The following is a 19,252-nucleotide window of genomic DNA, read 5'->3' as shown; positions in this document are numbered from 1 at the left end:
CCCAGAATGACAGCAACCCTTCGCTATTACTCCATCGTTGGCAAGAAGCGGCGCATCACCTCATCCGTATGCCCCCCTTCCTGAAATGCCACCAGCGACTGATTGAGGATGTTCACCAGCTCGTGACCGCGGGGAGAGCCCTTGCTCACCAGCAGATAGAATCCCTTGCGGCTGGGCAGGGCGAGATTGAGCAACCCGCTCTCGCTGCGGTAGATGCCAAGGCTGATGCCTGCCACCAGAGGTTCGATTTCGCTCGGCAGAAAGTCGCAGCGATCCCGCTCCAGCATATCGAGCGCCTGCTGCAACTGTTTGACCCGGCGTGGCTCCTGCGCAAGCCCGTAGGGGGTGTAGTTGTAGCCTATCACCCCGCACACCCGGGAGCGATTGACCGTCTGCAGATCCGGCGGTTCAGGGTAGCGGCGCTTGAGATAGAAGAAACCGAGGTGGGTGTAATAGAGGGGAACGCTGTAGAAGGCAAACTCGGCCCGCTCCGGCTTGTAGCTGGCATCCCAGGTCAGCTCGCACAGACCATTCTGGCGATAATCCGCCAGCTCCTGCTGCACCCGCGCCCAGGGCAGATAGCGGATCTGGTGCGAGAGCCCGCTCTGTTGCAGGGCATCGAGCACCAGCGTCGTCGCCGAACCTGTCAGGCGGCTGGTATCGGGCACACCGTCCTTGCGCTCCCAGTAGGTAAAGGGGGCCCACTCGTTGCCCTCCCCCAGACAGATCTTCACTGGCGGCTCTTGCCCCCATAGCGCGGGGGACAAGATGGCCATCGCCAATCCCGCCCACCATGTTGCCACTCGTTTCATCTCCCGCTCCCGAACTGTTTATCCCTCTTGCAGCTTAGCCCAGAAGGGATAGTGCTCACTTTGCAGGGGCGCTTTCATGCCACAACGTCAGCAAATTGGCCGGAATGGCACCATAACGGAGCTGCGGCGTCTGATGCCAGTCAGCCAGCTTTTGCAGGGCTTTCGCCAGATCCTGTGCAAGCGTGCGGGTCACTCTCACCCCGGCCTCCAGATAGAGGCTCTTGACCTCGAAGATCCCCTGCTGGCGATGGGCCTTGGCATCCATCCTGCCCACCAGCTTGCCACGATGGAGCAAGGGCAACACGAAGTAGCCGTACTGACGCTTGGGGGCCGGGGTATAGCACTCGATGCGATAGTCAAAGTTGAACAGTTCACTGGCCCGTTTGCGATCCCACACCAGCGGGTCAAACGGCGACAAGGCCGTGGTATGGGTTGCCTTGAGGGTGCCCGCCTGTGCCCTTGCCAGCTCATCGGCCAGGGAGGCGTGCACAAAAGCGCCGTGCTGCCACCCCTCCACTCGTACCGGCAACAGTTCCCCTTCGTCCGCCAGCTGATGGAGCAGGTCATCGTATTTGCCGCGCCGCAGCCGGTAGTAGTCCGCAACCCAACCGGTTTTGACCAGCCCCAGCGCCCGGCAGCTGGCGCGCACCATATCCCGCTGCGCCTGCTCGACGCTCGGCAGATCCCGCTGGTCGCTCCAATCGGGGATGACCCGCTCGGCCAGGTCATAGACCCGCTGAAAGTTGCGTCGCTCCCGCACCATCAGCTGACCGGTGGTAAACAATACCTCCAGATGACGCTTCTCCGGTTTCCAGTCCCACCAGCCGTTCCCCTTGCCGGTTGTGCGTTCAAAGTCAGCCACCCGCACCGGGCCGTGCTGGCGAATGCGCTCGATAAGCTGGCCAATCTCCTGCTGATGGGTGGCAAGCCAGTTGGCCGAAAACTTCCAGCCCATGGCGGCGGGATCGAGCATCCGGTGGCGCAACAGCCGGTAATCCTCGCGGGGCACAAAACAGGCCTCGTGGGCCCAATATTCGAAGATCTCGCCGTCGGCCAGCAGTTGCTCCAGCCAACGCGGTTCATACTGGCCAAGGCGGCTGAACAGCACCAGATAGGGGCTGCGCGCCACCACCGAGATGGTATCGATCTGCAGCAGCGCCATGCGGCGAATGGTGGCCAGCAGATCAGCCGGGGTCGCCTTGCTGCGACGGGGGGCAAGCAGCCCCTGCGCCGCCAGTTGCAGATGACGGGCATCTTGCAGTGACAAATGGGTAATCGACATCAACAACCGCTCCCTGGTATCTGACCATCGCGCACCCGGCGGATAGCCAACAAAACCGGGGGAGGCACCACGCTGGCATGCCTCCCCTCCCTTGTGTGCCAGCGCCGCTATGAATGGGCCGGGGGCAAGACCAGCTGATTCACCACCAGCATGATCTCTTGATAAGTGGCCTCTACCGTCTCGGGGGTCGGCTCCAGAATGAGGTCATCGGCATAGCCGTTGATGAGCGAGGTGATCTGGCGCGCCAGTCGCCGGGCATCGCCCGCCACAAACTCGCCGCTGTCGATCCCCTTTTGCAGGATCTGCTCCAGCACCTCGCGCCACGCCAGAATGATTTTGCGGTAGCTCTCGGCAAACACAGGGTCGCGCAGTGACTCGTTCCAGGCATCCAGATAGATGGCCCAGGAGGCATCCTGACTGGTCGGCAGGTTGTCCCGCACAAAGAGCGGCAACGCTTCGCGGGCCGGCAGCGGCAACAGCCACTCCCGCTGCTCGGCTATCTCCTGACTGGTGAAACGCTCCACGGCGCAGAGGCAGAGCTCCTTCCAATCCTTGAAGTAGTGGTAGACGTGGCTGCGCGCCAGACCGGTGCGCTCGGCAATATCACGGGTTGACGATGCAGCCATCCCCTTCTCTCGAAACAGGGCCAATACGGCCTCGATGATCATCTCTTTGCGCTGTTCTGCTGATGGGCGTGCCATCTGACCTCCTGCGATATCAATCGATCTGCTTGACTTTGAGCGGTCGCTCAAACAAACTTTGAGCACTCGCTCAAACTTAGCGTTTCCGACATCTTAGGAGATAACCCATGACAACACCAACCACTTCGGCAGCCAGTTGCGACGAGCAGGCCACGCCGTTGCCACACTCGGCCGGTCGTTCGTTGGGGGCGATTGCACGGGCCAATCCCCTCAAGCTGGCGGGCACCTTCTCGCTGGTGGCCCTCGAAAACATCCTGCTGGTGGTCTATCCCCTGTTCGCCGGCTTTGCCATCGACGCCATCGTCAAGGGCCAGTGGCTGCAGGCTTCAAGCTACGCCCTCATCGTGCTGCTGTTCTGGCTGATCGGCGCCCTGCGCCGGGCGGTAGATACCCGCACCTTTACCCATATCTATGCGGCACTGGCGGTGCCGGTGATCCTGACCCAGCGCCAGCAGCGGGAGGGGCAATCCACCATAGTGGCGCGGGTCACCCTGGCGCGGGAGTTTGTCGACTTCTTCGAGAAACATATCCCGATCCTGGCCACCAGCCTGATCTCCATCGTCGGGGCGGCCGTGATGCTGATGGTGATCGAGTTCTGGGTCGGCATCGCCTGCATGGGGGTATTGCTGCTGTTCGGCCTGCTGCTGCCCGGCTTTTCGCGCAAGAACCAGCTGCTGCACGAGCGGCTCAACGATCGGCTGGAACACGAGGTCAAGCTGGTCACCCATGCCCACTCAGCCAGCCTCGCCCGCCACTACCGCGCGCTGGCCTGGCTCCGTATCCGGATTTCGGATCGGGAGGCACTCGCTTTTTTGGCGGTCGGTATCAGCGCCTCCCTGCTGTTCCTGCTGGCCATCACCATGCTGATGGCCAAGCCCCAGGTCTCGGCAGGCCATGTCTATGCTGTGATGACCTACCTCTGGAACTTTGTCACCAGCCTGGATGAGGGGCCCGGCCTTGCCGATCAGCTGGCCCGGCTGCGAGACATAGGCCGCCGGGTCAATACCGCCCAACCCGATGAAATGATTTGACATTTTGTATCTGTAACCGGAGTAGAAAATGAATCCGACCACCCTTTGCCAACGAGCGTTGACCATGTGCATCAGCTGTTTTTTCCTCGCCGCCTGCGGCCCCAAGATGAGCGACTTTGAGCCCAACACCAGCTACTGGTTCAAGGAGAAACCGGCAGAGGAGAGCGCCCCGCTGGCACAAGACATGAAGGTGGATATCGCCATCATAGGCGGCGGCTACAGCGGCCTCTCCAGCGCCTGGCATCTGGCCAAGGCCAACCCGTCGCTCAAGATCGCCATCTTCGAGGCCAAGCAGGTGGGCAGTGGTGCCTCGGGCCGTAACGGCGGCATGGTGTTGCCGGGCTCAGAGGTGATGGATCTCTACGAAGAGGGGGAAGCGAGCAAGCGCCACTACGATCTCACCGTCGCCAGCATGCGCAAGCTGCAGGCGCTGGTCGCCTCAACCGGCGTCGAGGCCGATCTCAAGCTCGATGGCTATGTGGAGGCGATCCTCGATGAGGAGGATATCGCCGAGTACCGCGACTATGTGAAAACCGCCAATCGCCTCGGCATCCCGCTCCAGTACTGGAACGCCGATACCACAGAGGAAAAACTGGGCACCGACCGCTATGTGGGGGCGGTCTACGACCCCAATGGTGGTCAGGTTCACGCCATGAAACTGGTCAATGCCCTGCGCAAAGCGGTGGAGCAGGCGGGCGTCACCATCTATGAGCAGAGCCCGGTAATGGGGATCAAGGAGGGCAAGCAGATCGAGCTCAATGTGGCCGACAAGTACAAGGTGATCGCCGACAGCATAGTGCTGGCGACCAACGGCTATACCTCAAAACTTGGCTACTTCAGCGGCCGGGTCTTTCCGGTACACGCCCAGAGCGCAGTTACCGAGCCGCTCACCAAAAAGCAGCTGGCCGCCATCCAGTGGCAGAGTCGGGTGCCCTACTACGACACCCGCAACATCCTGTTCCATCTGGTATTGACCCCGGATAACCGTATCGTCATCGGTGGCGGCAATGCCGAGTACGTCTTCAACGACGGCCTCAACTACAAAGGCGATCTTAACCGGGTCAGCGAGATGATGATGACCGAGCTGGTGACCCTCTATCCGGCCCTCAAGGGGATCAAATTTGAACAGGTGTGGGACGGGGTACTCGGCATGACCGGCGACAGCACTGAAGCGGTGGGGGTAATGGGGGATCACAAGAACATCTACTACGCCCTCGGCTACAACGGCCACGGCATCAACCTCTCCTTCCTGTTTGGCGACATCGTGGCCAGCCTCTATCAAGGCAAGGAGCATCCCTGGTTCAACCACGCGGAGCAGACCCTGCCGATGTGGCTGCCGCCAGAGCCGTTCAAGTCAATCGGCGTCAAATCTACCCTGATGTACTACCAGTGGCAGGACAAGAGCTACAAGGAGTAGCGCCGAGCAAGAATCCGACGAGTAACAGACGAAGGCACGCCTCAGGGCGTGCTTTTTTGCAATACCGCCACATCGGCGTGGGGGAAGCTGAGCTCGGCCTGCCAGCTGGCGGCCACCACCCGAAACGATGCCTCGGCAAAGAAGACTATGTGGGTCGGGTCGTGGCGATAGCGCCAGTTTTTAAAGCGCTCGTCACTGAGCACCCGCTGGGTCTGTAACACCAGTAGGCCGCCGGGCTTGAGGCAATCCCACAACTGCGCCAGCACCGTGCGCGGCTCGGCGATATGCTCGATCACCTCGGTACTGGTGATGAAGTCATACTGACGCGTCAGCAACTCGGGAAAATCGGCGTAGAACTTGTCATACCCCGCCATCTGGTAACCCGCCTCGCGCCCCATCGCCACCAGCGCAGGGCCGGGACCGCAGCCAAAATCGAGGCCGCAGGCAGGAGTTGGCACCCGACTCAGTACCTCGCCAAATGCCCGCATCAAAAAAGTGCGATAACGGGGATCATCCACCCGATTGTCGTGACCGTCATAGACCGCCTTCTCCACCGCCTCATCCAGATGATCCGCCTCATCCAGCCAGACCAGCTCGCACGCGAGGCAGCGATGATAGCGCTTGCCCGCCACCGACAGGGGATAACTGCGATGGCTGGCACACAGGGGGCAGCTGACGGTGGATGACATGGCGGTTCCTCTTGGGGGCTTCCTGTGGGATAACAGCGGCGCAGATTGCCTGCCCGCTGCCTCGCTGACAACTTTTTTTGCTCCTTAAGGGTTTCTTAAGTTTGCCCTTTTACTCTCAAACCATCGCAAGAGAAGGAGTCACCCATGACCACCGAGATCCAGGCCCCCTACCGATTGCTGCTAGCCAAGTCCCCGCAGCAGGTCATGGCGCTGCAAACCTATATCCAGGCCGCCTACACCCTCGAGTTCAACGCCCGCATCCCCCATTTTCTCCCCTGTCTGCTGGGGCTATATCGGGCGGACGGGACGCTGGTCGGTGCCTGTGGTCTCAATCATGCCAGTGAGGGGCCTCTCTATCTGGAACAGTATCTGGAGCAACCCATCGAGGCCGCCATCAACACCCGCCTCGGGGTCTACCCGGCACGCAATCGGATTATCGAAGTGGGCAATCTGGCCTGCAGCGAACCAGGCAATGCCCGCCTGATGTTCGCGGCCCTGTGTCGTCTGCTGTGTGAAAACGCCCTCGACTACGTGGTCTTTACCGGCACGGCCAAGCTGCGCAACAGCTTTGCCCGCCTGCAACTCAATCCGGTGGAGCTGGCCCCCGCCCAGGCTCATCAGGTGGGGGCCGACGCCGACGCCTGGGGTGAGTACTACCGTTGCCAACCCAAGGTGATGGTGGGCGACATCAATCAGGGGCGTGAGGTGCTGGCCCAGCGCAGCCTGCTGCTCAATCTGCTGGCCCCCATGCCGACCCTGTTTAACGATGCCGACAAGAGCAGTGATAACCAGCCCCATCAAAAAAGGTGCGCCCAATGAGCCTGTTCGACGCCATCGCCAAACATGCCCGCGAGAATCCGCAATCCCCTGCGCTGCTGAGCAGCCAGCAGCGTCTCGATTACCAGACCCTGTGGCAACAGATCCAGCGTCTGGCCAGCCAGCTGCAACAGCTCAACATCAGCCGTCTGGCGCTGCAACTGGACAACGGCCTGCCCTGGGCGCTGCTGGATCTCGCCTGCACCCGCGCCGGTATCGTGGTCATTCCGGTGCCCCACTTCTTCAGTCAGGCCCAGCAGGCTTGGTTGCTGGAGAGCAGCGGCGCCGATGCGCTGGTGGGCCCACATCATCAGGGATGGCATGCCGCCGAACCGATCTCGCTGATCACCGGCGAGCTGCCATTATGGCGCCATACCCCGGCCAATCGATCGGCACTGCCCAAGGGCACCGCCAAGATCACCTACACCTCCGGCACTACGGGCCAGCCCAAGGGCGTCTGCCTGTCACTGAGCCAGATGATGGCGGTGAGCCATGCACTGGCCGAGCGGGTCGCACCAGCCAAGGTGGAAAAACACCTGACCCTGCTGCCGCTGGCGACCCTGCTTGAGAACCTCACCGGCCTCTATGTGCCGCTGCTGACCGGTGCCTGCAGCCGCATTCCATCTCTCGGGGAGCTCGGCTTCACCGGCTCCAGTTTGCTCAATCCAGCCATGCTGGGGGAGGCCCTGCTGCGTTGGTCGACCCACAGTCTGGTGCTGGTGCCCGAACTGCTGCGCCTGCTGCTGGCGCTCTGCACCAGCACCCCGACGCTGGCCCAGCAGCTCAAGAGCCTGCGCTTTATTGCCGTCGGTGGCGGCAAGGTAGCCCCCGACCTGATCAAACATGCCCGCCAGCTCGGACTGCCGGTATACGAAGGTTATGGCCTCTCGGAGTGTGGCTCCGTGGTGGCGCTCAACAGCCCGGATGCTGACAAGCCCGGCAGCGTCGGCCGCCCCCTACCCCACTGTCAGGTCACCATCGCCAGCGACGGCGAAATTATGGTGAGCGGCAGTGCCATGCTGGGTTATCTCGGCAGCAACGAACCAACTCCCGAACAGATTGCCACTGGCGAACCTTCTGCCATGCAGATCGCCACAGGCGATCTCGGTCATCTTGATGATGAGGGCTACCTCCATATCACCGGGCGCAAGAAGAATGTCCAGATCACCGCCTTTGGCCGCAACTTCTCACCGGAGTGGGTGGAAGCCGAGGCCCAGCTCTGCCCCGCCATCGCCCGCATCGTGGTTTTTGGCGATGGTCAGCCTGCCAACGTGGCGCTGATCCAGCCCCTGCCGGGCAAAGAGGCGGATCTGCCCCGCCAGATCGCCGGTCTGAACCAGCGGCTGCCCGATTATGCCCGGCTGCACCACTGGTTGCCGGTGGCACTCGACCAGCATCCCGGCCTGCTGACCGCCAACGGGCGCCCCCGTCGCAACGAGATTTACCAACACTTTTCCCGGCAAATCAGCCAATGCCTTATAGGAGAATCGTCATGAGCTTCTACCAGACTCTGCAACAAGCCACTGCTCAGGAGCGTGAGCATCTGTTCAACGCCCCCATTATCGAAGCCTGTCGCCGTGGCGATATCAGCCGTGACACCTATCTCGCCTTTCTGGCGCAGGCTTACTACCACGTGCGCCACACAGTTCCGCTCCTGATGGCAACCGGCGGCAAGCTGGGTCAGGAGTACGAGTGGGTGCGCGGCGCCATTGCCGAGTACATCGACGAGGAGTATGGCCATCAGGAGTGGATCTTAAGCGATATCCGCGCCTGTGGCGGTGATGCCGAGGCGGTGCGCCACGGCCAGCCCGGGCTGCCCATCGAGCTGATGGTCGCCTTCCTCTACGACCAGATCCAGCGCGGCAACCCCATGGGCTTCTTCGGCATGGTGCAGGTACTGGAAGGCACCAGCGTCGCCATCGCCCTCACCGTCGCCGACCAGCTGAAAAAGGGCCTCGGCCTGCCACCGCAGGCGATGAGCTACCTCAGCTCCCATGGCGCCCTGGATCAGGAGCACCTCAAGTTTTTTGAATCCTTGATGGATAAGGTCGAGAGCCCGGCAGATCAGGCCGCCATCATCCACTCCACCAAGGTGGTCTATCGCCTCTACGGCGAGATGCTCTACAACCTCACCGCCACGCCGTAAGTCGGCAGCAGACAGCAAAAAGGGAATCCATACCATGAACCTTGAAGGGAAACTCGTGCTGCTCACCGGCGCCAGCGGTGGCATAGGTGAAGAGCTGGCGCAGGAGCTGGCCGCCCAGGGGGCACACCTGCTGCTGCACGGGCGTCGCGGCCAGGCACTGGAGCGGCTGTGCAAGTCACTGCCTCATCCCGAGCGCCATCAGGTGGTGCTCGCCGACCTCGGCTCTGCGCAGGAGCGGGCCAAGCTGTTGCAACACCCGGCGCTGGAGCAGGGGATCGACATCCTGATCAACAACGCTGGCTGCAACCAGTTTGCCTGGCTGGAAGATCAGAGCTTCGAGCAGGTGGAGCGCCAGCTGCTGCTCAATATCGAGGCGCCCATCCAGCTCACCCGCGCCCTGCTGCCAACCATGCGCAAGCCGGGGATCATCATGAACATGGGCTCGAGCCTGGGCAGCATCGGCTACCCCGGTTACAGCGTCTACTGCGCCAGCAAATTTGCCCTGCGCGGCTTTAGCGAAGCGCTGGGACGGGAGCTGGAGGGGAGCGGCATCAAGGTGCTGCACTTTGCCCCCCGCGCCACCCGCACCAAACTCAATTCCGAGGCCGCTTACGAGATGAATGCAGCGCTCGGCACCCAGACCGACAGCCCGCAGGAGGTGGCCGAAGAGGCGGTCATAGCCCTGTGCAACGAAACCCGCCGCAGCTGGCTCGGCTGGCCGGAAAAACTGTTCGTGCGGCTCAACGCCCTGCTGCCCGGCATTGTCGACAAGGCGCTGGCCAGACAGCTGCCGATCATCAAACGTTATGCCCGTCATCTTCAGCCAGGGACGGCTGATGCCGGCGCCAACAGTGCGCCACAACCAGACTTGTCCCGCCCGATCCCGACCAAGAAGGAGCATTAATATGAACTTTTTCCGTCAATCAGTGACCTCTTGTGCCATCGCCATCCTGCTGGGGTCCTCCTCGGTCATGGCCGCGGGTGATGCCCTCGTCCCCATCCAGCAACAGTGGGCCGTCTGCCAGTATCAACAGACCGGCAAGGCGAAAGAGAGCTGCCTCGAAACCTTGAGCACCCAGGCCGAAGCGGCCAGCGCCAAGGAGCCCTTTCGCGCCGATCTGCTGATCTGGTCGGCCATCGTCAAGAGCACCTGGGCGGGGGCCAAAGGGGGGCTGGGGGCACTGGGTCTGGTGAAAGAGGCCAAAGCCAAGCTGGAGCTGGCGCTCAAACAGGATCCCAAGGCGCTGGACGGCTCCGCCTACACCAGTCTGGGCTCCCTCTACTATCAGGTGCCCGGCTGGCCGGTCGGTTTTGGCGATGACGAAAAGGCAGAGCAGCTGCTCAAGCAGGCGCTGGCCATCAATCCGGATGGCATCGATCCCAACTTCTTCTACGGTGACTTCCTGCTGGATCAGGGTCGCAAGGCCGAGGCCAAAACCTACCTCGACAAGGCGCTGGCCGCCCCGGCCCGCCCGGGTCGCGAAGTGGCCGACGAAGGGCGCAGAATGGAGATCCGCGATCGGCTGGCCAAGCTATAAAACCCTGATGGATCAAAGAACTATTTAAACTCTGCCCACCAGCTTGCATACTGGTGGGCAGGGTTGTTTATGCCACGGTACGCCCTGGCGCTGAGCCAGATCGCCACACCCAACAAACAGGGAGAAAAGAATGCGGATCCTGCTGGTGGAAGATGATGTGATGCTGGGGGATGGTATGCAGGATGCACTGCGCCATAGCGGCTACACGGTGGACTGGCTGCAACAGGGGTTGCCCGCTCTGGCAGCCCTCAAGAGCGACGAATTCGCCGCCCTGATCCTCGATCTCAACCTGCCCGACATCGATGGCCTCAGCCTGCTGCGCAAGTTGCGGCGTGAAGGACACCAACTGCCTGTGCTGATCCTCACCGCCCGCGATGCGCTGGACGATCGGGTGGTCGGCCTTGATGCCGGCTCCGACGACTACATGGTCAAGCCCTTCGCCCTGCAGGAGCTCAACGCCCGCCTGCGCGCCCTGGTTCGTCGCAGCAAGGGGCAGGCTCAGGCGGTGCTGGAGTATGGCGATATCCTTATCTATCCCGAATCCCAGCAGGTCACCTATCAGGGGGAGGCGGTCAAACTCACCCCCCATGAATACAAGTTGCTGCAGGAGCTGATCAGCCAGAGCGGCCGGGTGTTGAGCAAAGATCAGCTGCAACAGAGCCTCTACGGCTGGGATGAAGGGGCCGAGAGCAACGCGGTAGAGGTGCATATCCACCATCTGCGCAAGAAGTTCTACAGCGACCTCATCCGCAATATTCGCGGGGTCGGTTACATCATTCCCCAGCTCGAACAGCCAAGCCGGACACCCGCACGATGAAACGCCCGCGCTCCATTCGCCGCTTTCTGCTCACCGGTATCCTGACGCTGGTGAGCCTGAGTCTCACCATCAGCGCCTTTATCGGCTACATGGAGGCGAGCCACGAAATGGAGGAGCTGTTTGATGCCCGCCTCGCCCAGTCGGCCCGCATCACCAACCAGCTGCTGGCCCGCTATATGGCCCAGCAGGGGCAATTGCCCGCCAACGGCACCGTCTATCAGGAGTGGGAGGCGCAAAATCCCGATGAGTGGCAAAAAGACCCCAGCCTCAACCTGACCGGCGAAGATCGGGAGATCACCCCCTACGGCCACGAGTTCGAACGCAATCTCTACTTCCAGCTGCTCGATGAAAAGGGCGGCCTGCTACTGCGCGCCCCCAGCGCCCCGGAGCAGCCGCTGGTCACCCTGGCCATCGGCTTTGACACGGTCGAAAAAGATAACCACCAGTGGCGCACCTTCACCCTCTACAACCAGCAGGAGCAGACCTGGCTGGTGGTAGCCGAGCGGGACGACGAGCGCAGCGAACTGGCCAGCAAGATGGCAACCCTCACCATGCTGCCGCTGCTGATCACCCTGCCGTTCCTGCTGGCCCTGCTCTGGTGGCTCATCACCCGCGGGCTGGCCCCCCTGCGCCAGCTGGCCCAAGCCATCAGCGAGCGTCACCCCGCCAACCTGAGCCCGCTCAGCCTCAAGATAAGCGCTCAGGAGCTGACCCCCCTCACCAACGAGATCAACCGGCTGATGCAGGCGCTGGCGGAGACCATAGAGCGAGAGAAACAGTTCACCAACGAGGCGGCCCACGAGCTGCGCACCCCGCTGGCGGTGCTGCGGATCCACAGTGAAAATGCCCTGGCTGCCGATGATGACGCCAGCCGCCAGCAATCCCTGCACAAGATGCTGCAGGCCCTAGACCGCAGCGATCGGCTGATCCGCCAACTGCTGACCCAGGCCCGTATCGACAACCAGCAGGGGCTGGTATTGACCGAACTTGAGGTGGGCCACCTGCTGCAAGGCACCCTGGCGACGCTTGCTCCCATAGCGCTCAAGAAGGATCAGCAACTGTCGCTGGAGTGTGAATTGCCGCAGCTGGTGATGGGGCAGGCCACCCTGCTCGAACTGCTGTTCAGCAACCTTATCGACAATGCGCTGCGCTACACCCAGCCAGAGGGCGAGATCAGGGTGCGGGTACTGCGAGAGGGTAACCGGGTGAGGGTGGATGTGAGCGACAACGGCCCCGGCATTCCCGCCAGCGCCTTGCCCCGGCTGTATGAACGCTTCTTTCGGGTCAATCCCCAGCAGGGGGATGGCGTGGGGCTCGGCATGGCCATCGTCTCGCGCATCGCCCAGTTGCACGGCGCCGACCTCGATGTCCACAACCGGCCGGAAGGGGGGCTGGAGGTGAGCGTGTTACTCCCGCTCCCGCCGGCAAGATAAGCGATAAGTAAAGAGCCCGCGATGCGGGCTCTTTACTTTCAATGACAATCTGGCTGCACGGTAAAGGTTCGACTGGAGTCCACCGGGCCCAGCTCAGCCAGCAGCCGGCGGCCCAGCAGTACCGGATAGATCATCTTGCTGCGATCTCGCAGGGTGAACCACTCCTCATACACCTTGTCCCCCAGACAGATGGCCATGGTCACCGTTGGCCGCTGCTCCATACCGCCCGCTCCGCGCACCGTCACGCTGCGCTCGACCCGCCGCTCGAACTGCTGCTTGACCAGTTTGCCGCTGTCGGCATCAGTTACCACCAGCATGAAGCGCACCCAGGGCTTGCCATCCCGTTTGAATCTGGTGATGGAGCGTGCATCGAGGGAAGAGGTGAGCGCACCGGTGTCGAGTTTCATCTTCACCGCCACGCCGGTAGGCAAAATAAGCCCCTTCTCGATCCAGCCATAGCTGGTCGGGGTCTCAGCCAGCGCACTGCCACACAGTGCCAGCATCAGGGTGATCCCCACCATCATCTTGCCCATTTTACTGCCCTGCCTTGTCAATCCTGCGCCCAGATCTACCACAGTCCCATTGTGGGTCAATCCGATTTATTTCAGCTACTTGGATAATATCTGGCGGGTCAGGAGAGAGACGACAAAGAGTGGCCGAACGGCGGCCCAAGCGGGCGGGAATATCGTAAGAGAGCAAGGCACCGAACGGTGCTGGATGAAACTGGTGGTTAACCTCAGGTTGTGACGCCAAAGGCTACCACAAGGATTTACAAATTATCAGTCTTGTTCTGAAGGGATTTTTGCCTACACTGTTGTAAACCGGAGGGCCTGAAAACCACCGGTTTTTTTGCGCCTGCCGAAAATTTGCCACTGCAAAAGTGACTTTCAACAAGGCTCAATAAGGAATTTGTAATGCGTATCGAAGAAGACTTGAAGCTCGGTTTCAAGGATGTCCTGTTCCGCCCCAAGCGCTCTACTCTCAAGAGCCGTTCCCAAGTAAGCCTGACCCGTCAGTTCACCTTCAAACACACTCAGACCCAATGGCAAGGCGTACCCGTTATCGCTGCCAACATGGATACCGTCGGCAGCTTCGCCATGGCGCGCACGCTGGCCGGTTTCGAGATGATGACCGCGGTACACAAGCACTACAGCCTTGAGCAGTGGCAAGCTTTCGTTAACGAGACCGACCCGGCGCTGCTGGGCCATGTGATGGTCTCCACCGGCACCTCGGCTGAAGATTTCGCCAAGACCCGCCAGATCCTCGCCATGTCCGAAGCGCTGCGTTTCATCTGTGTCGACGTGGCCAACGGCTACTCCGAACACTTCGTCGAGTTCGTGCGCAAAATTCGTGAAGCCTGCCCCAACCACGTCATTCTGGCGGGCAACGTGGTGACCGGCGAGATGGTCGAAGAGCTGATCCTCTCCGGCGCTGACATCGTCAAGGTCGGTATTGGCCCGGGCTCGGTCTGTACCACTCGCGTCAAGACCGGCGTCGGCTACCCGCAACTCTCTGCCATCATCGAGTGTGCCGATGCGGCCCACGGCCTCGGCGGCCAGATCGTCGGTGACGGCGGCTGCACCTGCCCGGGCGACGTCGCCAAAGCCTTCGGCGGCGGCGCCGACTTCGTGATGCTGGGCGGCATGCTGGCAGCCCACGAGGAGTGCGGTGGCGAGATCGTCGATGTAGACGGTGAGCCTTTCATGAAGTTCTACGGCATGAGCTCCTCCAGCGCCATGGACAAGCACGCCGGCGGCGTCGCCGAATACCGTGCCTCCGAGGGTAAAACCGTACTGCTGCCCTACCGCGGCCCGGTCGAGAACGCCGTGCGCGACATTCTGGGCGGCGTGCGCTCCACCTGTACCTACGTGGGCGCCAGCCAGCTGAAAGAGCTCACCAAACGCACCACCTTTATCCGGGTACGCGAACAAGAGAACAACGTCTACGGCAAAGAGTAACCTGCCACAGACCGCCGTAACGCGCTGACGGTTAGAAGCCAGTCAACCGGTGTGCTACCCTGCGCACCGGTTTTTTGCATCTGGGATCCCGAGCCATGACAATTCCCCTGCCCCCGTTTGACTGGGACATCTTCTGCTGCGTCGTCGACAACTTCGGTGACATTGGCGTCACCTGGCGACTCGCCCGCCAGCTAAAACGGGAGGGGAATATTGCGGCACATGGCAATGAGGTTCAGGTGCGGCTCTGGGTGGACGATCTGGCAAGCTTTGCCCGCATCTGTCCAGGGCTCGACCCGGCGCAGGATGGTCAGTGGGTCGATGGCATCTATATCCAGCACTGGCATGAGTCCCTGCCGAGCGACATGACACCGGCCAGGGTGGTGATCGAAGCCTTTGCCTGCGAACTGCCCGCCCCCTTCATTGCACAAATGGCCGAACTGATGGCGAGCCAACCCAAGCCCCCCTGCTGGATCAATCTGGAGTACCTCTCGGCGGAGAGCTGGGTCGAGGATTGTCACGGCCTCGCCTCGCCACAGCGAGTTGGCAACCAGAGCCTCAACAAATACTTCTTCTTCCCGGGCTTTACCGCTAAAACCGGCGGCCTTTTGTGCGAGCACGACCTCATCACCGAACGGGAACAGTGGCAGCAAGATGATGCGGGACTGGCAGCCTACTGGGCCAGCCTCGGTTTGCAGCCAAAACAAGAGAACGAGCTGCGGGTCAGCATCTTTACCTACGAGAGCGATGCGCTGAAGAGCCTGGTCGAGAGCTGGTGCCAGAGCGCCACGCCCGTCACCCTGCTGCTGCCGCTGGGGCGCTCTCTCAACGATGTGCTCACCGGTGCCGGTCTGACTGATGCCATCCCTGCGGCCAAAGCGGGGGATCTGCTCCACTCGGGCAACCTCACCATCAAGCTGCTGCCGATGACCGATCAGGCCGGTTACGATCGACTGCTGTGGAACTGCGATCTCAATCTGGTGCGTGGGGAGGACTCCTTCGTGCGGGCCCAGTGGGCCGCTCGTCCTTTCCTCTGGCATATCTACCAACAGGAGGAGGAGGCTCATCTGGTCAAGCTGGAGCAGTTCCTTGACCACTACTTATCCGATCTACCCGCCGAGTGCGGCCAATGGCTGCGCCGCTTTAATCTGGCTCTCAATCGTGGCGAAGATTGCCGCGAACTTTGGGGCCAATGGCCACGATATAGCGCCATTTGGCAGCAACATGGGCGAAGCTGGTCACAGAAGTTGCTCCGGGATGGGGATCTCGTCACACGGTTGGTGAAATTTCTGGAAAGCCGTATATAATCTGGCAGTTTTTATCCGTCCGTTTCACGAACAGGAATTTTTTACATGAAAACCGCACAGGAAATCCGCGCTGGTAACGTAGTCATGATCGGCACCGAGCCGATGGTGGTTCAGAAGGCTGAATTCAACAAATCCGGCCGTAACTCCGCCGTGGTCAAAATGAAGCTGAAGGGCCTGCTGAACGGCAGCGCTACCGAGACCGTCTTCAAGGCCGACGACAAGCTGGACGTTGTTCAGCTGGAACGTAAAGAGTGCACCTACTCCTACTTCTCTGACCCCCTGTATGTCTTTATGGACACCGAGTACAACCAGTACGACGTAGAGAAAGACAACCTGGGTGACGTGCTGAACTACCTGGTAGACGGCATGGAAGACATCTGCGAAGTGACTTTCTACAACGAGAAAGCCATCTCCGTAGAACTGCCGACCACCATCGTGCGCGAAGTTGAGTACACCGAGCCGGCTGCCCGTGGCGACACCTCCGGTAAAGTGACCAAGCCTGCCCGTCTGAAAGGCACTACCTACGAGCTGGCTGTTGCCGCTTTCGTAGAGATCGGTGACAAGATCGAAATCGATACCCGCACCGGCGAATTCAAGCGTCGCGTCAACTAATTGACCGCTTTGAATTGATTGCAAAAAAGCGAGCCAACGGCTCGCTTTTTTATTGCCTCCGAGTTGCCATCACACCGCCCGCCTTCAGAAAATCCCGCCGCCGCCGCTAACCCAGATAACCGGGGGAGCACACTATGGCCAGATTATCCTTATCACTGCTGTTATTGACCTTGCTGGCTGGCCATGGGGCAGAGGCGAGCGAGGTTGCGCCCCCCGTTGCCGAACCTATGCCCCTCGACCATTGGCAAGCCAGCGACTGGAAAGGGTTGCCCGATGCTACCCAAATCGACAAGCAGACAGTGCTGTTCGCCAAACACGACAGTGAAAACTATCTGGGGCTCGCCATTTTACTACCCGACTGGCAGCGCAGCGGCCAGCTCTGGCAACTGACTCGCGCCCTTGGTCGACTGGGCTTTGATACCCTGCTGCTGCTCCCCTCCCCCCAGCAGACCGAACTGGACCCAGCCGCCGAGAAAAAAGCGAAAAACAGCGATGCATTTCGCAAGCAGTTTGCCGAGCGGATCAGCAAGCTGGCGGATGCCAAGCTGCAGGAGGGGGGCTTCAAGCTGATCCTGGCGCAAGGTACTGGCGCCGCCTGGACAGCCAACCTCATCGCCAGCGAACAGTTGCCAGCCCCCGATGCGCTGGTGCTGCTCGATGGCTTCTTCCCCAACCAGCAGAGCAACCAGACCCTGGCCAAACAGGTGGCTCAGGCGGCCATCCCCACCCTGGACCTCTATCAGGAGGATGGCGGTCGCTGGCCCCTGCTGGCCGCCGAGGCCCGCAAAAGCGAGAGCCGGCGCAGCAACAAGCTCAACTATCGCCCCTACGCCCTGATGGAGCTGGAGGAGACCCCCACCCGCATTCAGGGCTGGCTCAACCATCTGGGCTGGCTCTAAACCGGCCGCTAGCGTGGCGCAATAAAGCGCGCAAGCTCACATCTGCCGGATAAAGCCCAGCCATGACACAGCGGCAGGCTGGCCCTGACTGCATCCTCTTTGGCATCATGGCCTCTCGAACCTGAACAATGGCAGGAAGGCCCATGCAGCAGATTGTGTTTCTCGACAGCGATACCCTGGATGCGGGCATCACCCTGCATCACCCCGACTTCCCCCACCACTGGCAAAGCTATCCAAGTACTACCCCGGAACAGGTGGTGGAACGGCTCAAAGATGCCAGCATCGCTATCATCAACAAGGTACGGATCGGCGCCGCCGAACTGGCCCAGCTACCGGAGCTCAAACTCATCGCCCTGGCCGCCACCGGCAGCGACAACGTGGATCTGGAAGCGTGCCGCGCCGCCAACGTCGGGGTGTGCAACATTCGCAACTACTCGGGCCCCTCGGTGCCAGAGCACGCCATGGCGCTGATGCTGGCCCTGTCGCGCAACCTCTTCTGCTGGCGCCAGTCGCTGCTGGAGGGGCGCTGGCAGCAGAGCGGCCAGTTCTGCTTTTTCGACCACAACATCATGGATCTGCACGGCAAGCAGCTTGGCATCATCGGTAAGGGAACTCTGGGACAGGCGCTTGGCGAGCGGGCCAAAGGGATGGGGATGACAGTGCGTTACGCCCAGAGCCAGGTCGGCACCAGTCACGACGAGGATCGCCTCCCCCTCGACGAGTTGCTGCAAAGTTCGGATGTGATCAGCCTGCACTGCCCGCTCACCCCCTACACCCGCAACCTCATTGGCGAGCGGGAGCTGGATCTGATGAAACCGGGCGCTCTGCTGATCAACGTCGGCCGCGGTGGGCTGGTGGATGAGGAGGCGCTGCTGCAAGCGCTGGCCAACGGCCGCCTCGGTGGCGCCGGTTTCGATGTGGCGAGCGTCGAACCGCCGCCTCCCGACCATCCCTTGATGAAGGCGCTGCAATACCCCCACTTCATTCTGACCCCCCATGTGGCCTGGGCCAGCGAGGAGTCGATGCAGCGGCTAGCCGATCAGCTGATCGACAACATCAACGCCTTTGCCGCCGGTCGCCGTCAGCACCGGCTGGTGTGACTGCACGATCGAGTCACCACAAAATCGAGTGACCACACCATGCACAACGGGGCCAACAGGCCCCGTTTTGCATCTTCCACACTCACTGCGCACACATCAATCGTCGTCGTGCCATCTGTGCTTCTTATGCTTTTTGTACTTCTTGTGGTGCTTGTGATGGTGATGATCGTCGTCATCATCGTAATAGCGATCCTGGCTCTTGTGGCCATCGCCGGTCTTGGCACCGATGGCCGAACCGCTCGCCCCGCCGACCCCGGCGCCGATCAGCTGCCCGGTATCGCCACCGACACTCTTGCCGATGGCGGCACCGCCCAGCGCCCCCACAGCGCCGCCAAGGGCCGCTTCATTCTTGTTGCCCTTGTTGGCCGTCGCAGCCCCACCGGCAGCACCGCCCAACGCTGCTCCCACCAGCGCACCGGTATCGCCACCCAGCTCCTTGCCGATCATGGTCCCCGCCACACCACCTGCGCCACCACCCAAAATGGTATTGAGGGTCTCGGAAGCGTGCACGGTCGTGCTGCCAGCCAGCAAGGCGCCCAGCAGTGCCAGTGCGCGAAGAGCACGCGAATTCATCTCCATGGGTACTCCTGTCAAACCTGATTAATATTCAGCGGCACTATACAAAGCGCCACGGGGTTCGCCAGCCAGCAGAAATGAGGGATGCGACAGTCAATGGCCGCACGGCCACCGCCCAGAA

The 19,252-nt window shown here is 61.3% G+C and carries 20 protein-coding genes; 14 read left to right on the top strand and 6 right to left on the bottom strand.

The genetic code is table 11. The features are described from left to right. Nucleotides 1–26 precede the first annotated feature (26 nt). The 3 genes from AB5Z09_RS02395 to AB5Z09_RS02385 form a co-directional block, all read right to left on the bottom strand. On the bottom strand, nucleotides 27–776 hold the full coding sequence (locus tag AB5Z09_RS02395; protein ID WP_330125265.1) for a hypothetical protein: 750 nt from the start codon (nucleotides 774–776) through the stop codon (nucleotides 27–29). A gap of 91 nt (nucleotides 777–867) precedes the next feature. Beyond that, nucleotides 868–2,094 (bottom strand): winged helix-turn-helix domain-containing protein, encoded by a 1,227-nt coding sequence (locus AB5Z09_RS02390; RefSeq protein WP_362786621.1) that lies wholly within the window; start codon nucleotides 2,092–2,094, stop codon nucleotides 868–870. 107 nt (nucleotides 2,095–2,201) lie between these two features. Continuing rightward, complete coding sequence (locus AB5Z09_RS02385) at nucleotides 2,202–2,795, bottom strand: TetR/AcrR family transcriptional regulator (RefSeq protein ID WP_151286109.1); 594 nt, start codon at nucleotides 2,793–2,795, stop codon at nucleotides 2,202–2,204. Between the two features lie 107 nt (nucleotides 2,796–2,902). On the opposite strand from AB5Z09_RS02385, the gene AB5Z09_RS02380 reads away from it, so the two are divergent. Then, nucleotides 2,903–3,826 carry an ABC transporter six-transmembrane domain-containing protein gene (locus AB5Z09_RS02380; RefSeq protein ID WP_368194545.1) on the top strand — a complete coding sequence of 308 codons (924 nt, stop codon included), beginning with the start codon at nucleotides 2,903–2,905 and terminating at the stop codon, nucleotides 3,824–3,826. A 28-nt stretch (nucleotides 3,827–3,854) separates the two neighbouring features. Further along, entirely contained in the window at nucleotides 3,855–5,243 is a 1,389-nt protein-coding gene (locus tag AB5Z09_RS02375; RefSeq protein WP_368194544.1) for an NAD(P)/FAD-dependent oxidoreductase, read from the top strand. A gap of 41 nt (nucleotides 5,244–5,284) precedes the next feature. On the opposite strand, the gene AB5Z09_RS02370 is transcribed toward AB5Z09_RS02375, so the two are convergent. Continuing rightward, entirely contained in the window at nucleotides 5,285–5,932 is a 648-nt protein-coding gene (locus AB5Z09_RS02370) for a class I SAM-dependent methyltransferase (RefSeq protein WP_362786615.1), read from the bottom strand. Between the two features lie 144 nt (nucleotides 5,933–6,076). Here AB5Z09_RS02370 and AB5Z09_RS02365 point away from each other — a divergent pair, with 144 nt between their 5' ends. The 7 genes from AB5Z09_RS02365 to AB5Z09_RS02335 all read left to right on the top strand — a co-directional run bounded on the left by AB5Z09_RS02365 (nucleotide 6,077) and on the right by AB5Z09_RS02335 (nucleotide 12,682). Next, entirely contained in the window at nucleotides 6,077–6,751 is a 675-nt protein-coding gene (locus tag AB5Z09_RS02365; protein WP_368194543.1) for a thermostable hemolysin, read from the top strand. Next, complete coding sequence (locus AB5Z09_RS02360) at nucleotides 6,748–8,244, top strand: AMP-dependent synthetase/ligase (RefSeq protein WP_368194542.1); 1,497 nt, start codon at nucleotides 6,748–6,750, stop codon at nucleotides 8,242–8,244. The genes AB5Z09_RS02365 and AB5Z09_RS02360 overlap by 4 nt, the downstream gene beginning before the upstream one ends. Beyond that, entirely contained in the window at nucleotides 8,241–8,894 is a 654-nt protein-coding gene (locus AB5Z09_RS02355) for a TenA family transcriptional regulator (protein WP_042082679.1), read from the top strand. Before AB5Z09_RS02360 ends, AB5Z09_RS02355 begins: the two co-directional genes overlap by 4 nt. Nucleotides 8,895–8,928: 34 nt before the next feature. Beyond that, complete coding sequence (locus AB5Z09_RS02350; protein WP_323936630.1) at nucleotides 8,929–9,798, top strand: SDR family oxidoreductase; 870 nt, start codon at nucleotides 8,929–8,931, stop codon at nucleotides 9,796–9,798. 67 nt (nucleotides 9,799–9,865) lie between these two features. Beyond that, nucleotides 9,866–10,432: a tetratricopeptide repeat protein gene (locus tag AB5Z09_RS02345; RefSeq protein ID WP_234704167.1), complete on the top strand. Its 567-nt coding sequence runs from the start codon at nucleotides 9,866–9,868 to the stop codon at nucleotides 10,430–10,432. Nucleotides 10,433–10,562: 130 nt separating this feature from the next. Continuing rightward, a complete protein-coding gene (locus tag AB5Z09_RS02340; protein ID WP_005335091.1) occupies nucleotides 10,563–11,249 on the top strand; it encodes a response regulator in 687 nt (228 codons plus the stop codon). Beyond that, a complete protein-coding gene (locus AB5Z09_RS02335; protein ID WP_368194541.1) occupies nucleotides 11,246–12,682 on the top strand; it encodes an ATP-binding protein in 1,437 nt (478 codons plus the stop codon). The genes AB5Z09_RS02340 and AB5Z09_RS02335 overlap by 4 nt, the downstream gene beginning before the upstream one ends. A 38-nt stretch (nucleotides 12,683–12,720) precedes the next feature. Here the strand turns inward: AB5Z09_RS02335 and AB5Z09_RS02330 are convergent, their stop codons facing one another. Further along, nucleotides 12,721–13,215, bottom strand: a complete 495-nt coding sequence (locus AB5Z09_RS02330) for an ATP-dependent zinc protease (protein ID WP_368194540.1) — start codon at nucleotides 13,213–13,215, stop codon at nucleotides 12,721–12,723. A gap of 381 nt (nucleotides 13,216–13,596) precedes the next feature. Here AB5Z09_RS02330 and AB5Z09_RS02325 point away from each other — a divergent pair, with 381 nt between their 5' ends. From AB5Z09_RS02325 to AB5Z09_RS02305, 5 genes are all read left to right on the top strand, one after another. Next, complete coding sequence (locus AB5Z09_RS02325; protein WP_005348017.1) at nucleotides 13,597–14,640, top strand: GMP reductase; 1,044 nt, start codon at nucleotides 13,597–13,599, stop codon at nucleotides 14,638–14,640. A 95-nt stretch (nucleotides 14,641–14,735) separates the two neighbouring features. Continuing rightward, a complete protein-coding gene (gene earP, locus AB5Z09_RS02320) occupies nucleotides 14,736–15,944 on the top strand; it encodes an elongation factor P maturation arginine rhamnosyltransferase EarP (protein ID WP_368194539.1) in 1,209 nt (402 codons plus the stop codon). A gap of 45 nt (nucleotides 15,945–15,989) precedes the next feature. Next, a complete protein-coding gene (gene efp / locus AB5Z09_RS02315; RefSeq protein WP_005362323.1) occupies nucleotides 15,990–16,556 on the top strand; it encodes an elongation factor P in 567 nt (188 codons plus the stop codon). Nucleotides 16,557–16,690: 134 nt separating this feature from the next. Next, entirely contained in the window at nucleotides 16,691–17,455 is a 765-nt protein-coding gene (locus AB5Z09_RS02310) for a DUF3530 family protein (RefSeq protein ID WP_005354060.1), read from the top strand. 143 nt (nucleotides 17,456–17,598) lie between these two features. After that, on the top strand, nucleotides 17,599–18,555 hold the full coding sequence (locus AB5Z09_RS02305) for a D-2-hydroxyacid dehydrogenase (RefSeq protein WP_021229760.1): 957 nt from the start codon (nucleotides 17,599–17,601) through the stop codon (nucleotides 18,553–18,555). Nucleotides 18,556–18,651: 96 nt separating this feature from the next. On the opposite strand, the gene AB5Z09_RS02300 is transcribed toward AB5Z09_RS02305, so the two are convergent. Then, nucleotides 18,652–19,134: a YMGG-like glycine zipper-containing protein gene (locus tag AB5Z09_RS02300; protein ID WP_005354064.1), complete on the bottom strand. Its 483-nt coding sequence runs from the start codon at nucleotides 19,132–19,134 to the stop codon at nucleotides 18,652–18,654. Nucleotides 19,135–19,252: the final 118 nt, after the last annotated feature.

This window comes from Aeromonas sp. R2-2 (assembly GCF_040908355.1).
In the GTDB taxonomy this organism is placed as follows: Bacteria; Pseudomonadota; Gammaproteobacteria; order Enterobacterales; family Aeromonadaceae; genus Aeromonas; species Aeromonas veronii.
This window is presented reverse-complemented; position numbering and strand designations above follow the sequence as displayed.

Excerpts from the sequence above, each read along its gene's own strand:
- AB5Z09_RS02395 (WP_330125265.1), bottom strand. The coding sequence starts at position 776 with ATGGCCATCTTGTCCCCCGCGCTATGGGGGCAAGAGCCGCCAGTGAAG.
- AB5Z09_RS02390 (WP_362786621.1), bottom strand. The coding sequence starts at position 2,094 with ATGTCGATTACCCATTTGTCACTGCAAGATGCCCGTCATCTGCAACTG.
- AB5Z09_RS02385 (WP_151286109.1), bottom strand. The coding sequence starts at position 2,795 with ATGGCACGCCCATCAGCAGAACAGCGCAAAGAGATGATCATCGAGGCC.
- AB5Z09_RS02380 (WP_368194545.1), top strand. The coding sequence starts at position 2,903 with ATGACAACACCAACCACTTCGGCAGCCAGTTGCGACGAGCAGGCCACG.
- AB5Z09_RS02375 (WP_368194544.1), top strand. The coding sequence starts at position 3,855 with ATGAATCCGACCACCCTTTGCCAACGAGCGTTGACCATGTGCATCAGC.
- AB5Z09_RS02370 (WP_362786615.1), bottom strand. The coding sequence starts at position 5,932 with ATGTCATCCACCGTCAGCTGCCCCCTGTGTGCCAGCCATCGCAGTTAT.
- AB5Z09_RS02365 (WP_368194543.1), top strand. The coding sequence starts at position 6,077 with ATGACCACCGAGATCCAGGCCCCCTACCGATTGCTGCTAGCCAAGTCC.
- AB5Z09_RS02360 (WP_368194542.1), top strand. The coding sequence starts at position 6,748 with ATGAGCCTGTTCGACGCCATCGCCAAACATGCCCGCGAGAATCCGCAA.
- AB5Z09_RS02355 (WP_042082679.1), top strand. The coding sequence starts at position 8,241 with ATGAGCTTCTACCAGACTCTGCAACAAGCCACTGCTCAGGAGCGTGAG.
- AB5Z09_RS02350 (WP_323936630.1), top strand. The coding sequence starts at position 8,929 with ATGAACCTTGAAGGGAAACTCGTGCTGCTCACCGGCGCCAGCGGTGGC.
- AB5Z09_RS02345 (WP_234704167.1), top strand. The coding sequence starts at position 9,866 with ATGGCCGCGGGTGATGCCCTCGTCCCCATCCAGCAACAGTGGGCCGTC.
- AB5Z09_RS02340 (WP_005335091.1), top strand. The coding sequence starts at position 10,563 with ATGCGGATCCTGCTGGTGGAAGATGATGTGATGCTGGGGGATGGTATG.
- AB5Z09_RS02335 (WP_368194541.1), top strand. The coding sequence starts at position 11,246 with ATGAAACGCCCGCGCTCCATTCGCCGCTTTCTGCTCACCGGTATCCTG.
- AB5Z09_RS02330 (WP_368194540.1), bottom strand. The coding sequence starts at position 13,215 with ATGGGCAAGATGATGGTGGGGATCACCCTGATGCTGGCACTGTGTGGC.
- AB5Z09_RS02325 (WP_005348017.1), top strand. The coding sequence starts at position 13,597 with ATGCGTATCGAAGAAGACTTGAAGCTCGGTTTCAAGGATGTCCTGTTC.
- earP (WP_368194539.1), top strand. The coding sequence starts at position 14,736 with ATGACAATTCCCCTGCCCCCGTTTGACTGGGACATCTTCTGCTGCGTC.
- efp (WP_005362323.1), top strand. The coding sequence starts at position 15,990 with ATGAAAACCGCACAGGAAATCCGCGCTGGTAACGTAGTCATGATCGGC.
- AB5Z09_RS02310 (WP_005354060.1), top strand. The coding sequence starts at position 16,691 with ATGGCCAGATTATCCTTATCACTGCTGTTATTGACCTTGCTGGCTGGC.
- AB5Z09_RS02305 (WP_021229760.1), top strand. The coding sequence starts at position 17,599 with ATGCAGCAGATTGTGTTTCTCGACAGCGATACCCTGGATGCGGGCATC.
- AB5Z09_RS02300 (WP_005354064.1), bottom strand. The coding sequence starts at position 19,134 with ATGGAGATGAATTCGCGTGCTCTTCGCGCACTGGCACTGCTGGGCGCC.